We start from the raw sequence: 12,964 nt of genomic DNA on the forward strand, positions 1-12,964 counted from the left end.
TCACAAGGAGCGGCCAGTGCTGACCGTCGACTTCGACCGCTTGCCCGTGGGACCCGGGAACCGGGTCCTGGACCTGGGATGCGGCGCCGGACGCCACGCCTTCGAGGTGCTGCGGCGCGGCGCCGACGTGGTGGCCTTCGACATGGACGCGGGCGAGCTGGAGGGCGTGGCGACGATGTTCGCCGCGATGGACAAGGCCGGGGAGGTGCCGCCCGAGGCGACCGGCGAGACCGTGACGGGCGACGCGCTGGACATGCCGTTCGAGGACGGCAGCTTCGACCGGGTGATCGCGGCGGAGGTGCTGGAGCACATCCCCGACGACATGGCGGCGATGCGGGAGATCTTCCGGGTGCTCAAGCCGGGCGGCCGGGCGGCCGTCACCGTGCCGAGCTTCCTGCCCGAGCGGATCTGCTGGGCGCTCGACGAGGCGTACCACACCGCCCCCGGCGGGCACGTGCGCATCTACACGCTGGCCGAGCTGAGCGCGAAGCTCAAGTCGACGGGCTTCGTCGTCGGGCCCCACCACCACGCCCACGGCCTGCACGCGCCGTACTGGTGGATCAAGTGCGCGGTCGGGGTGAACAACGACGAGCACCCGCTGGCCAAGGCCTACCACGAGCTGCTGGTCTGGGACATCATGAAGCGCCCCGCGGCCACCCGGATCGCCGAGGCGGTCCTGAACCCGCTCATCGGCAAGAGCGTGGTGCTCTACGTCCGGAAGCCGGCATGATCTCTCCGTACCGGACCGCCCGCCCGGCGATCGAGGAGCGGTGAGCGACCTGATGGAGTGGGAGCGGGTCGTCCAGACCGCCCGGAGCATCGCGGCCGTGCAGGAGGCCGACGGCGGCGTCCCGTGGCCCGAGGGGCACGTGGACGCCTGGAACCACGTCGAGTGCCTGATGGCGATGAGCGTGGCCGGGCTGACCGGCCCCGTGCGCCGGGGGTACGACTGGCTGGCCCGCACCCAGCGGGACGACGGCTCCTGGCCGATGAAGCTGGTCGGGGGCGAGGCCGTCGAGCGGGGCGGGGAGTCCAACCACGCCGCCTACATCGCGGTCGGGATCTGGCACGAGCTGCTGGTGACCGGGGACGAGGACTTCACCCGCCGGATGTGGCCCGTCGTCCGGGCCGCGCTGGACTTCGTGGTCGGCCTGCAGACCACCCGCGGCGAGATCGTCTGGGAACGCGCCGCCGACGGCCGCCCCGCCGCCTACGCCCTGCTGACCGGGTGCGCCTCCATCCACCAGGGCCTGCGCTGCGGCGTGCTGCTGGGCGAGCGCCTGGGCGATCCTCAGCCGGACTGGGAGCTGGCCGCCGACCAGCTCGGTCACGTGCTGGCCGCCCACCCCGAGGCGTTCGCCGACAAGAGCCGGTTCTCGATGGACTGGTACTACCCGATCCTGGGCGGCGCGGTACGCGGCCCGGCCGCCGAGGCGCGGCTGGCCGAGGAGTGGGACACGTTCGTCGAACCCGGTCTCGGCATCCGCTGCGTCTCCGACCAGCCGTGGGTCACCGGCGCCGAGACGTGCGAGCTGGTGCTCGCGCTCGACGCCCTCGGCGACCGCGAGCGGGCGACCACGCTCTTCACGGACATGCAGCACCTGCGGCACGAGGACGGCTCCTACTGGACCGGCTGGCAGTTCGTGAACGAGAAGTGGTTCCCGCACGAGCGCTCGGCCTACACCGCCGCGGCCGTCGTGCTCGCCGCCGACGCGCTGAACGGGTACACCCGGGCGGCCGGGATCTTCCGCGACGCGGGCGCGTACGTGACCGACCGGCCCACCGCCGCCTGCGGCTGCAGCCACGCCCGCTCCCGGGGCTGACATCGCGTGCTCCCCGGGACGTCCCGTGCTCCCGGGTGACATCGCCTGCTCGCCGGGGTGACGTCCGGCGCTTCCGGAGAGGCGGCGTGGCGTGCTCGCCGGGTGACGTCCCGGGGCTCCAGGGGCTGACGTCACGTGCTGCTGTGGCCGCTGTCGTCCCTCGCGGGGTGAACGTCGCCTCCTCGGCGGCGGCGGGTGTTTTCTTTGCCCGCAATCGGAAACGCGGTGCTTGAAGGGCTGATCGCGCCTCACTACCTTCGGGTCCGTGAGCAACGCGGAGGGCACTCGAACGGTAACGCAGAGCGATGACGACGGGTCCGCCGGAGCGGAGACCCGACCCGGGACGACCCCGGTGGCCGGAGACGAGAGGATCCCACGGCGGATCGCGCCCCCGTCACCCCCGTCGTCCTCGTCGCCTCCTTCGCCTTCGCAGCGCCCGTCTGTTTCGTCGTCCTCGTCGCCCTCGTCGTCCTCGTCGCCTCCGGCCGTCCCGGCCGTCCCGTCGGCTCCCGCCCCTCGCGGTGACTCGGACACGACCGGTTCGCCGTCCGGCACGACGAACCCACGGCCGGCGGTACCGCCGAAACGCCCCGTACCTCCGGCTCCCCGCACTCCTCCGGGCGGATCGGCCCCCGCCGCGTCCGTGGAGCCCCCGGCGCCCGTGGCCCCCCCGACAACCACGGGGGCCGCGGACGCTCCCGCCTCCGAGGGCCCCCGGCGGCCCCGGGGTTCCACGGCGGGTCCCACGGCGTCCACGTTCGTTCCGGGCTCCCGGACCTCCACCGATCCCAGGACGAGCCCGCCCGCCGCGGCCGTCTCGAACGTCCCGGCCTCCCCGGGCCTTCCGGGCCTTCCGGGCCTTCCGGGCCTTCCGGAACCGGTGAGCCCTTCGGGCCCGACGAACTCCACGGGTTCCGTGACTTCCGTGACTTCCGTGACTTCCACGGACTCCGAGGGTTCCGCGGACCCCTCCGACGGCCGGCCCCGTCACGAACCTCCCGGCCAGGCGGCTCCCCCGCCCCCGACCCCCGTGCCGCCCCTTCCCCTCCCCCGTATGCCGGCTCCGGCGGAACCGGGCCCCGGGCGGGGGCCGGCCCCCAGGCTGGGAGTTCCGGCGCCCCTACCGGCGCGGTCCAAGGGCATGGCCCGGCTCCTGTGGCAGGACCCGGGCCAGGTGAGGTTCGCGACGCGGAGGTTCCGGCTGGGACCGGCCCGCGAACGGCTGGAGGACGCGGGCCGGTCGTTCACGACCGGCTTCAACGCGGTGGTCGCCGGGGAACCCGGTCGGATCGACGACCTGCGCGAGGACCTGCGGAGTTTCGCGTACGAGGGCGCCGGCATGGCCTGCGCGACCCTCGACGTGCTCACCCTCACCGGCGGGCGCCGGCTCAGGGAACTGCTGAGCGGGCAGGGACTGCTCCACCCGCACCTGATCCACCTGGGTGCCGGCTGGGCGTACGCCCGCATGCGGCTACGGCCGATGTGGGGCATCCGCTCGGTCCACCCGCTGCTGCGCTGGCTGGCCCATGACGGGTTCGGGTTCCATCAGGGCTTCTTCTGCTCCGACCGTACGGTGGGCCGCCAGCGCACGGCCGGGCTCATGGACCGGACCCGGCGGGCCATCTTCGACCAGGGCCTGGGACGGATGCTCTGGTTCCACGAGTGCGCGAGGGCGGACGACATCGCACTGCGCGTCGCCGAGTTCCCCGCCGGCCGTCGCGCCGACCTGTGGAGCGGCGTGGGCCTGGCGGCGACCTACGTCGGAGGCGCGAGCGCCGCCGACCTGGAACGGCTGGCCTCGGCCGCGTCCGAGGACGGCTTCCGCGCCCATCTCGCCCAGGGCTCCGCCTTCGCCTGCGCCTTCCGGCTGATCTCCGGCGTCGTCCCCGGTCACACCGTCGCCGCGGCCCCCGTGCTCTGCGGGGCCGACGCGGACGAGGCCGCGGCGTGGACGGACACCGCCCTCGTCGCGCTGGGGCACAACGCCTACAGCGGTGAGGACTACCAGGCCTGGCGGGCGGGGATCCGCAAGGCCTGGGCACGACGCGACCGCGACGCATGACGCCCCCGGACGCCGACCCGCGACGACGCTCGTGACCGTGCCCCGCGACGACGGCCCGTGACGGTGACGCGAAGGGCTCGAAGGGCTCGAAGGGCTCGAAGGGCTCGAAGGGACGGTGGCTCGTGACGACGGCTCGGAGGGACGGTGACCGCGATGCCGGGGATCCGCAGGTACGCGGCGGGGGCTCTCGCCCTGGTGGTCGTCGTCGCCGGCTGGCGGTCCGCCGTCCCGCCGGAGGCGCCCGCCACCGGGACGGCCACCGCCTTCTCCTTCAACGCCAGGCCGCTGGGCCCGCCCGCGGCGCCCGGTGACCGCGTGCTGCGGACGGTCGCTCCCGGATACGCGACCGTCCGGGGCTGGGCGTCGGCGCTGGGGGCCGGGGTGGCGCTGTTCGACGTGGACGGCGAGGTCGTCGCCGACGACGTGTGCCTGGTCGACCCCCGCCGCGACACCGTGACCGTCGGGCCCGCGCCGGGCACCCCACGCTCGTACCGCCCGTTCACGCTGGTCCCCCCGGACCGCAGACCGTACGAGGCGCCGACGGGGTGCCTGCCCGCCGATCTCGACCAGGACGGCTGGGAGGACCTGGTCGTCTACTACTGGGGACGCTCCCCCTCGCTGTTCCTGCGCGTGCCCTGGGCCGTGCCGTCCGGGACGGCCTTCCGGCACCGCCCGCTGACCCCCGGCCGGGAGATCTGGAACACCGGCGCCGCCACGGCGGGTGACTTCGACGGGGACGGCCGCCTGGACCTCGTGTTCGGCAACTATCTTCCCGACGGTGTCAGGGCGCTGGGCGGCGCGACCGGCACACCCTCCGAGGCCGTGATGCCCGACTCGCTGTCGGCCGCCGCCAACGGCGGCACCGACCGGCTCTACCGCGCCACGGGACCCGCGTCGTTCACCGAGGCCGAGGGGGTGTTCGACGAGGTCGGCGGCGGCCGGGGATGGACGCTCGCGCTGGGCGCCCAGGACCTGGACGGCGACGGGCGCCCCGAGTTGTACGTGGTCGACGACTTCGGCCCGGACCGGCTGCTGGTCAACGAGTCGGCGCCCGGCAGGATCCGGTTCACCGAGGCCCGGGGGCCGTCGGACCCGGCGACCCCTCGCTCCCGTGTCCTCGGCCGTGACTCGTTCAGGGGCACGGGGGTCGGCTTCACCGACCTCAACGCCGACGGCAGGCCGGACATCCTGGTGAGCAACGCCGACGCCGAACGCGGGTCGCACGAGACCGATCTCGCCTTCGTGTCCGGTCCCGGAGGGTTCCGTGAGGGGCGGGCGCCCTACCGCGACCGCGCCGGGGAACTCGGGCTGAGCCGGAGCGGCTGGTCCTGGGACGTCAAGGCCGCCGACTTCGACAACGACGGCACCGACGAGATCATGCACGCGACCGGGTTCCTGAGGGGGGAGACCGACCGCTGGCCGCAGCTCCACGAGGTGGCCTCCGTCGCCGAGCCGTTCCTGTCCCGTCCCGCGTTCTGGCCCCTCCTCGGCGACGGGGACGAGGTGTCCGGGCACGAGGCCAACACCTTCTTCGCCTCGGGCCCGGACGGCCGGTACGTGGACGTGGCGGCGTCGGCCGGGGTCGCCGGCGGTGACGAGGACCGCGACGGCGACGGCGACGTGGACGACGACGACGGGGGCGCGGTGAGCCGTGCCCTCGCCGTCGGCGACGTGGACGACGACGGACGGCTGGACTTCGCGGTCGCCAACCAGTGGTCGCAGTCGGTGCTGTACGGCAACCACGGCCCCACCGCGCCGTTCGTGGGACTGCGGCTCCGCCTGCCCGCCGGTTCCTGCGCCACACCCCGCCCGACCGGCACGACCGGCGTCACCGGCACGACCGGCACGACCGGCTCCGCCGGTGCCGGGCCGACGCGGGCCGCCGTCGGAGCCGTCGCCACGGTGCGCCTGCCCGGTGGCGGCACGCGCACCCGGCAGCTCTACCCCGCCGGGGGGCACAACGGCTTCTCCGCGCCCGAACTCCTCTTCGGCCTGGGCCGGGACCTGCCGACCGCCCCCCTGCCCGTCGAGATCTCCTGGAGGGACGCCTGCGGCGCGGTCCGAGGCGCGTCGATCGCCCTCGAACCCGGCTGGCACCGGATCCTCCTGGCGGACGGGCGCGCCGTCGAGATCCACCGGCCATGAGGACCGGCCGCGACGACCGCGAGGAACGCGGACGGGTCCGGGCGTCACGGTGGGCGGCGGCGTCCCTCACACTGCTCACCGTGCTCGGGCACACCGTTCTCGGTTTCGAGCAGTCCTGGGCGGCGCCGGTCGCCGGCGTGCTGGCCGGGGTGACCGCGGCGCTCGCGCTGGAGGCCGTGGACGCGTGGGCATGGCGGCGTCCGGTCCGCTACCTCGGCGTCCCCCGCGACCGGGTCGCCGACTTCCTGCTGCCCCCCTACGTCCGCGGGCTGCTCTGCGCGATGCTGCTGTACGGGACCGGGCACCCGGCGCCGGTCGTACCGGCCGTCCTGATCGCCGTCGCGAGCGGCTACGTCCCGCGCGTGCGCGCGCCGCGAACCCCCGGGGACGGTCCGGGCAGGCCGGTCCTGAACCCGGTGGCCACCGGCGTGGCCGCCGTTCTCCTGCTGCTGCCGCAGGCCGCCCCCGCCCCGCCCCACCAGTTCACCGCCTGGGTGTCGGGACCGTTCGACCTGCTCGTGCCGCTGGCGGTGCTGGCCGCGGGCGCGGTGCACGCCGGGCTCGCCGGGAGGTTGCCCCTGCTGCTGGGGTGGACGGGCGGATTCCTCGCCCAGGCGGTCGTCAGGGGATGGCTCACCGACGTCTCGGCGGTCGCCGCCCTGCTCCCGATGACCGGGACGGCCTTCGCGCTGTACGCCGGCTACGTGATCGCCGACCCGGCCACGTCCCCGGTCCGGGCCCGCCCGCAGGCGTGGTTCGGCCTGGCCACGGCGGCGGTCTACGGGCTGCTGGTCCAGTCGCACGTCGTCTTCGGGTCGTTCCTCGCCCCGGTGGTCGTCTGCGCGGGGTGGGTGCTGGGGCCGGTCCTGCTCGCCCGCCTCGGCCCGGCCGTCCTCCCCTCCCCCGGCGGGAGGGTCAGCCGATCCCCGGGCCGACCCGCTCGAGAACCCGCAGCGACCCCTCCTGGCGGACCTCCCTGAACGCCCCCGAGGCGAGCACCCGCTGGTACACCCGGTACGGAGCCTGGCCGCCCGTGGCCGGGTCCGGGTAGATGTCGTGGAAGACCAGGGCGCCGCCCTCCATGACGTGCGGGGCCCACCCCTCGTAGTCCTTGGTCACCGGCTCCTCGGAGTGGCCGCCGTCGATGAAGAGCATCGCCAGGGGGGTGTTCCAGAGCCGGGCGACCCGCTCGGACCTGCCGACGATCGCGACCACCTCCTCCTCCAGGCCCGCGGCGGCGATGGTGGCGCGGAAGGTGGGCAGCGAGTCCATCTTGCCGAAGCGGGGGTCCATCAGCGTGGGGTCGTGGTGCGCCCACCCGGGCTGGATCTCCTCGGAACCCCGGTGGTGGTCCACGGTGAAGACGACGGACCCGGCCTGCCGGGCGCCCGCGCCGAGGTAGACGGCGGACTTCCCGCAGTAGCTGCCGATCTCGCAGATCGGGCCGCGCGGTCCGTACGCGACGGCGGTCTCGAACAGCGCGAGCCCCTCGGCGTGGGGCATGAAACCCTTGGCGCGCTGGGCGGTGTACAGCAGGTCGGCGGGCATGGTGGCGATGCTCATCACAGCAGACTACCGACGACCGAACAACATTCCACACGGCCCTTGCCCGGCCCTATGGAACGTGTTCTACTTTGCACCGTGAACCACCGCGCCCGTATCACGATGTCCGACGACGAGGTGACCGCCTTCATCGGCGAGTCACGAAAACTGCAGCTCGGAACCATCAACCCGGACGGCACACCGCACATGGTGACCATGTTCTACGGGCTGACCGAGGGCAGGATCTCGTTCTGGACCTACGGCAAGGCCCAGAAGACACGCAACATCGAGCGCGACGCACGGGTGAGCTGCCTGATCGAGGCCGGGGAGGAGTACTCCGACCTGCGCGGCGTCCTGGTCTACGGGACGGCGCGCAGGATCGACGACACCGAGGGGATCCTCGGCGTCGGCATGACCGTGGCCAGACGGATGGCCGGCATGCCCGACGCGGAGGAGGTGCTCACCGAATACGTGGCCCACACCGGCCGCAAGAGGGTCGCCTTCGTGGTGGAGCCCACTCGAGTGATCTCATGGGATCACCGTAAGCTCGCCGTCGCCGACTGAGGAGGCCCATATGAAGATCAAAGTCGACTATCTGGTGTGCGAGGCCAATGCCGTCTGCATGGGACTCGCCCCGGAGGTCTTCGAACTCGACGACGACGACCAGCTGCACCTGCTGCTGCCTGAGCCGCCGCCGGAGATGATGGACCGCGTCCGGCACGCCGTGCGGTCCTGTCCCAAAGCCGCCCTCTCCCTCGAGGAGAACTAGGAGGACCCCCATGCGTGGTGCGCTTCTGCATGCCGTCGGCGACGACAAGCTCGACATCCGCGACGACTTCACCCTCGCTCCGATGGGCCCGACGGACGTCCGCGTCAAGGTCAGGGCCACCGGGGTCTGCCACTCCGACCTCTCGGTGATCAACGGCACGCTGCCGATGCCGCTGCCGATCATCCCCGGCCACGAGGGGGCGGGCGAGGTCCTCGAGGTCGGTGACCACGTGACCTCGGTACAGCCCGGCGATCACGTCATCCTCAACTGGACCCCGGCGTGCGGCACCTGCGCGAACTGCCTGGTGAACCAGCCGTTCCTGTGCATGACGTACGTCATGGACAGCTTCGTCAACGCCCGGTTCCGCTACGGCGGCGACACCCCGGCGTTCGGCATGGCCGGGTGCGGCAGCTGGTCCGAGGAGATCATCGTGCCCTGGCAGGGCGCGATCAGGGTCGATCCCGAGGTGCCCTTCGAGGCGGCGGCCCTGATCGGCTGCGGGATCACCACCGGTGTCGGCGCGGCGCTCAACACGGCCAAGGTGCGGCCCGGCTCGACCGTCGTCGTGGTCGGCGCCGGAGGCATCGGCCTGTCGGTGATCCAGGGGGCCCGCATCTCCGGTGCCACCACGATCCTGGCTGTCGACCCGCTGGAGTCCAAGCACGCCCTCGCCAAGAAGGTCGGCGCCACCCACGCCGTCACCCCCGACCAGCTCCCCGACGCGATCGCCACGCTCACCGGCGGCGGCGGGTTCGACTACGCCTTCGAGGCCGTCGGCAAGTCCGCCACCATCATGACGGCCTGGCAGGCGGCCCGCCGGGGCGGCGAGGTGATCGTGGTGGGCGCGGGCGCGATGGACGACGTCGTCCCGCTGAACGCCTTCAGCCTGCTGTTCGACGGCAAGAACATCCGCAGCTCGCTCTACGGCGGCTCGGACGTCCGGCACGACTTCCCCTTCCTCGCCGGACTCTACAAGGCGGGCAAGCTCGACCTGGAGAGCATGATCAGCGCCAGGATCAAGCTCGCCGACCTCAACGACGCCGTGGCGGCCCTGCGGGGCGGCGAGGTGCTGCGCCAGGTCGTCGTCCTGGACTGACCGGCGTTCCCGGCCGGGAACGCCCCGGCCGGGAACGGGTGGGTCACTCGGTGGAGAAGGCCGCGTCGAAGGCGGTCGAGGGCGGGGTGATGGCGTTCAGGCGGCGGATGGCGGCCAGGGCGTCGGGCGCGCCGTCCAGGCGGTCCATCCCGGCGTCCTCCCACTCGATGGAGATGGGGCCGTTGTAGCCGATCGCGTTCAGCGCGCGGAAGCAGTCCTCCCAGGGCACGTCCCCGCGGCCGGTGGAGACGAAGTCCCAGCCCCGGCGCAGGTCCGCCCAGGCCAGGTGGGAGGAGAGCCGGCCGCGCCGGCCGTCCCCGGTGCGGACCTTGGCGTCCTTGCAGTCGACGTGGTAGATCCGGTCGGCGAAGTCCAGGATGAACCCGACCGGGTCGATCTCCTGCCAGACCATGTGCGAGGGGTCCCAGTTGAGCCCGAACGCGGGCCGGTGGCCGATGGCCTCCAGGGTGCGCACCGTGGTGTGGTAGTCGTAGGCGATCTCGCTGGGGTGCACCTCGTGGGCGAAGCGCACCCCGACCTCGTCGAAGACGTCCAGGATGGGGTTCCACCGGTCGGCGAAGTCGGCGTACCCGGCCTCGATCATCGACGGGGGCACCGGCGGGAACATCGCCACGGTGTGCCAGATGGACGAGCCGGTGAAGCCGACCACGGTGTCGACGCCCAGCTTCGCCGCGGCGCGGGCGGTGTCCTTCATCTCCTCGGCCGCGCGGCGGCGGACCCCCTCGGGCTCGCCGTCGCCCCAGATGCGGGCGGGCAGGATGCCCCTGTGCCGCTCGTCGATGGGGCTGTCGCAGACGGCCTGGCCGAGCAGATGGTTGGAGATCGTCCAGACCTTGAGGTTGTGCTTGGCGAGGATCTCCAGCCGGCGTTCGACGTAGCCGTCCTCGGAGACCGCCTTGTCGACCTCGAAGTGGTCGCCCCAGCAGGCGATCTCCAGGCCGTCGTAGCCCCAGCCCGAGGCCAGCCGGCACACCTCCTCGAACGGCAGGTCGGCCCACTGGCCGGTGAACAACGTGACGGGCCTGCTCATTTATCCTCCACGGGTGTGAGCCGGGACTGGTCCGCGGCGCTGCGTTCGACCGCGGCCAGCACGCGCTGGACACGCAGCCCGTCGTCGAAGGACGGGGCGGGGGCACCTCCGGTGCCGATCGCCTCGACGAAGTCCCTCACCTCGTGGGTGAAGGTGTGCTCGTATCCGAGGCCGTGCCCCGGTGGCCACCACGCCCCCGCGTAGGGGTGGCCGGACTCGGTGACCAGGATCCGGCGGAACCCCCCCTCCTCGGCGGGCAGGGCGTGGTCGTGGAACCACAACTCGTTCATGGCCTCGAAGTCGAAGGCCAGGCTGCCGGCCGAGCCGTTGACCTCGATGCGCAGCGCGTTCTTGCGCCCGGTGGCGAAGCGGGTGGCCTCGAACGAGGCCAGTCCGCCGCCGCTGAGCCGGCCGATGAACAGCGCCGCGTCGTCCACGTCCACCGTACCCGTCGGCCTGCCCGCCCCACCGTCGCCGTCGCCGTCGCCGTCGCCGTCCCGGCCCGCCTCGGCCGACAGCCCGGCCGAGCTCTCGGCCAGGGGACGCTCCTTGACGAACGTCTCGGTGAGCGCGGAGACGTCGGTGAGGTGCTGGCCGGTGATGAACTGGGCCGTGTCGATGATGTGCGCGCCGATGTCGCCCAGCGCGCCGGAGCCCGCCAGTTCCCTGCTCAGCCGCCACACCAGCGGGAAGTCCGGATCGACGATCCAGTCCTGCAGGTACTGCGCCCGCACGTGCCGGATCTGTCCCAGCCGGCCCTCGGCGACCCAGCGGGCGGCCAGCGCGATCGCCGGCACCCGCCGGTAGTTGAAGGCCACCATCGCGTGCACCCCGCGCGCCGCCGCCTCCCGCGCCGCCTCGGCCATGGCCTCGGCCTCGGCGACGGTGTTGGCCAGCGGCTTCTCGCAGAGAACGTGCTTGCCGGCCCGCAGCGCGGCGATCGCGATCTCCGCGTGGGAGTCGCCCGGCGTGCAGATGTCGACCACGTCGACGTCGTCGCGGGCGATCAGCGCCCGCCAGTCGGTCTCCACCGCCGCCCAGCCCATCTGGTCGGCGGCCCTGGCCACGCCCTCGGCCGAGCGGCCGCACAGCGCGGCCATGACCGGCCGGACCGGCAGGTCGAAGAAGGCCGGGACGCTGCGCCAGGCCTGGGAGTGCACCCGGCCCATGAACGCGTACCCGACCATGCCGATCCCCAGCGTCGGCCTCGCCTCGTCCGGACCGCCCATCAGGACTCGAATCCCAGCGGCAGGTAGGTGTCCACGTTCTCCTTGGTGATCGTCTCCGAGGCCAGGGTGATCGACTGGGGCACCTGGTTCTCCGTCAGGTCGCTCATGCCCTTGCCCTGCGCGATCAGGCGGGCCAGCTTGATCGCCGAGGACGCCATGGTCGGGCTGTAGGTGACCGTGGCCTTCAGCACGCCGTTGTCGGCCTTGATGTCGCGCATCGCGTTGGCCGAACCGGCGCCGCCGACCATGAAGAACTCGTCGCGTCCCGCCTCCTTGATCGCGGCGAGCACCCCGATGCCCTGGTCGTCGTCGTGGTTCCAGATCGCGTCGATCTTCTTGTGCGCCTGCATCAGGTTGGCCGCGACCTTGGTGCCGGACTCCACGGTGAACTGCGCGTCCTGCTTGGCGGTCACGCTGAACCCGTAGGTCTTGAGCGCGTCCTCGAAGCCCTTGCTGCGGTCCTGGGTCAGCGGGAGCGTGGCGATGCCCTGGATCTCCAGGATCACCGGGTTGGACACGCCCTTGTCCTTGAGCGTCTTGCCGATGTAGTGCCCGGCCGCGACGCCCATGCCGTAGTTGTCGCCGCCGATCCAGGTGCGGTACGACAGCTTGTCGGGGAAGACCCGGTCGAGGTTGATCACGGGGATGCCCGCGTCCGAGGCCTGACGCGCGATCTGGTTGAGCTGCTGGCCGTCGTTGGGCAGGATCACCAGCGCGGCGACCTTGGCCGCGATCAGCGACTCCACCGCCGAGATCTGCGCGTTGATGTCGTTGGTCGGCTCGACCGGCTTGAACTCGACGTCGGAGTACTGCTTGGCGGCGGTCTCGGCGTTCTTGGCGATCGCGGCGATCCACCCGTGGTCGGCGGCGGGGGCCGAGAACCCGATGACGACCTTCTCGCCGGGTGCCTCGTTGCCGCCGGTCGCGGCCGGCGCCGGTGCGGGTGCCGAGCTCGCCGCGGCGGCCGGCGCCGCGGGCTCGTTGCTCGTGCACGCGGTGACCAGCGCGCCCGCGCCGATGACCGCCCCGCCGAGCAGGAAACCCCTGCGCGCGACGTTCTCTGTCATGACCGTGCTCCTTTTTCGGGGGTGATCCCCGGGGACGGGCCCCGGGAGAGATCGTGAGGTGTGAGGGAGTCGAGGGAAACGAGGCCCGGCGGGAGGGCGCGACCTGTCCGTCGCCGCCCGGTCGCCGCGCCGTCGCCGGCTCGCGACCGGTCGTGGCCGGGCCGGGGCCGGGCCGGGGCC

The 12,964-nt window shown here is 73.0% G+C and carries 12 protein-coding genes; 8 read left to right on the forward strand and 4 right to left on the reverse strand.

From position 1 onward, the window contains the following. Nucleotides 1-16: 16 nt before the first annotated feature. From AB0G16_RS24215 to AB0G16_RS24235, 5 genes are all read left to right on the forward strand, one after another. Entirely contained in the window at nucleotides 17-730 is a 714-nt protein-coding gene (locus AB0G16_RS24215; RefSeq protein ID WP_362809039.1) for a methyltransferase domain-containing protein, read from the forward strand. Between the two features lie 52 nt (nucleotides 731-782). Beyond that, nucleotides 783-1,823, forward strand: a complete 1,041-nt coding sequence (locus AB0G16_RS24220; RefSeq protein WP_362809126.1) for a prenyltransferase — start codon at nucleotides 783-785, stop codon at nucleotides 1,821-1,823. 1,141 nt (nucleotides 1,824-2,964) lie between these two features. Next, complete coding sequence (locus tag AB0G16_RS24225; RefSeq protein WP_362809042.1) at nucleotides 2,965-3,885, forward strand: DUF1702 family protein; 921 nt, start codon at nucleotides 2,965-2,967, stop codon at nucleotides 3,883-3,885. Nucleotides 3,886-4,038: 153 nt separating this feature from the next. Next, nucleotides 4,039-6,030 carry a CRTAC1 family protein gene (locus tag AB0G16_RS24230; RefSeq protein WP_362809129.1) on the forward strand — a complete coding sequence of 664 codons (1,992 nt, stop codon included), beginning with the start codon at nucleotides 4,039-4,041 and terminating at the stop codon, nucleotides 6,028-6,030. Continuing rightward, nucleotides 6,027-7,010 carry an enediyne biosynthesis protein UnbU gene (locus tag AB0G16_RS24235; protein ID WP_362809044.1) on the forward strand — a complete coding sequence of 328 codons (984 nt, stop codon included), beginning with the start codon at nucleotides 6,027-6,029 and terminating at the stop codon, nucleotides 7,008-7,010. Before AB0G16_RS24230 ends, AB0G16_RS24235 begins: the two co-directional genes overlap by 4 nt. On the opposite strand, the gene AB0G16_RS24240 is transcribed toward AB0G16_RS24235, so the two are convergent. Beyond that, nucleotides 6,946-7,593: a class I SAM-dependent methyltransferase gene (locus AB0G16_RS24240; protein WP_362809047.1), complete on the reverse strand. Its 648-nt coding sequence runs from the start codon at nucleotides 7,591-7,593 to the stop codon at nucleotides 6,946-6,948. The genes AB0G16_RS24235 and AB0G16_RS24240 overlap by 65 nt on opposite strands. A gap of 102 nt (nucleotides 7,594-7,695) precedes the next feature. Here AB0G16_RS24240 and AB0G16_RS24245 point away from each other — a divergent pair, with 102 nt between their 5' ends. The 3 genes from AB0G16_RS24245 to AB0G16_RS24255 are packed head-to-tail and all read left to right on the forward strand — an operon-like array spanning nucleotide 7,696 to nucleotide 9,437. Beyond that, nucleotides 7,696-8,136, forward strand: a complete 441-nt coding sequence (locus tag AB0G16_RS24245; RefSeq protein WP_362809050.1) for a pyridoxamine 5'-phosphate oxidase family protein — start codon at nucleotides 7,696-7,698, stop codon at nucleotides 8,134-8,136. Between the two features lie 10 nt (nucleotides 8,137-8,146). Further along, nucleotides 8,147-8,341 carry a ferredoxin gene (locus AB0G16_RS24250; protein WP_362809052.1) on the forward strand — a complete coding sequence of 65 codons (195 nt, stop codon included), beginning with the start codon at nucleotides 8,147-8,149 and terminating at the stop codon, nucleotides 8,339-8,341. A 10-nt stretch (nucleotides 8,342-8,351) separates the two neighbouring features. Further along, on the forward strand, nucleotides 8,352-9,437 hold the full coding sequence (locus tag AB0G16_RS24255; protein ID WP_362809054.1) for a Zn-dependent alcohol dehydrogenase: 1,086 nt from the start codon (nucleotides 8,352-8,354) through the stop codon (nucleotides 9,435-9,437). A gap of 43 nt (nucleotides 9,438-9,480) precedes the next feature. Here AB0G16_RS24255 and AB0G16_RS24260 read toward each other — a convergent pair whose 3' ends face one another. The 3 genes from AB0G16_RS24260 to AB0G16_RS24270 are packed head-to-tail and all read right to left on the reverse strand — an operon-like array spanning nucleotide 9,481 to nucleotide 12,784. Then, the gene (locus tag AB0G16_RS24260; protein ID WP_362809055.1) at nucleotides 9,481-10,488 is read right to left on the reverse strand and encodes a sugar phosphate isomerase/epimerase family protein; all 1,008 of its coding nucleotides are present in this window, start codon (nucleotides 10,486-10,488) and stop codon (nucleotides 9,481-9,483) included. Then, nucleotides 10,485-11,717, reverse strand: coding sequence for a Gfo/Idh/MocA family oxidoreductase (locus tag AB0G16_RS24265; RefSeq protein WP_362809057.1), 1,233 nt, complete (start codon nucleotides 11,715-11,717; stop codon nucleotides 10,485-10,487). The genes AB0G16_RS24260 and AB0G16_RS24265 overlap by 4 nt, the downstream gene beginning before the upstream one ends. Then, entirely contained in the window at nucleotides 11,717-12,784 is a 1,068-nt protein-coding gene (locus AB0G16_RS24270; RefSeq protein ID WP_362809060.1) for an ABC transporter substrate-binding protein, read from the reverse strand. The genes AB0G16_RS24265 and AB0G16_RS24270 overlap by 1 nt, the downstream gene beginning before the upstream one ends. Nucleotides 12,785-12,964: the final 180 nt, after the last annotated feature.

It is taken from the genome of Streptosporangium sp. NPDC023615 (genome assembly GCF_040640155.1).
Lineage (GTDB): Bacteria > Actinomycetota > Actinomycetes > Streptosporangiales > Streptosporangiaceae > Streptosporangium.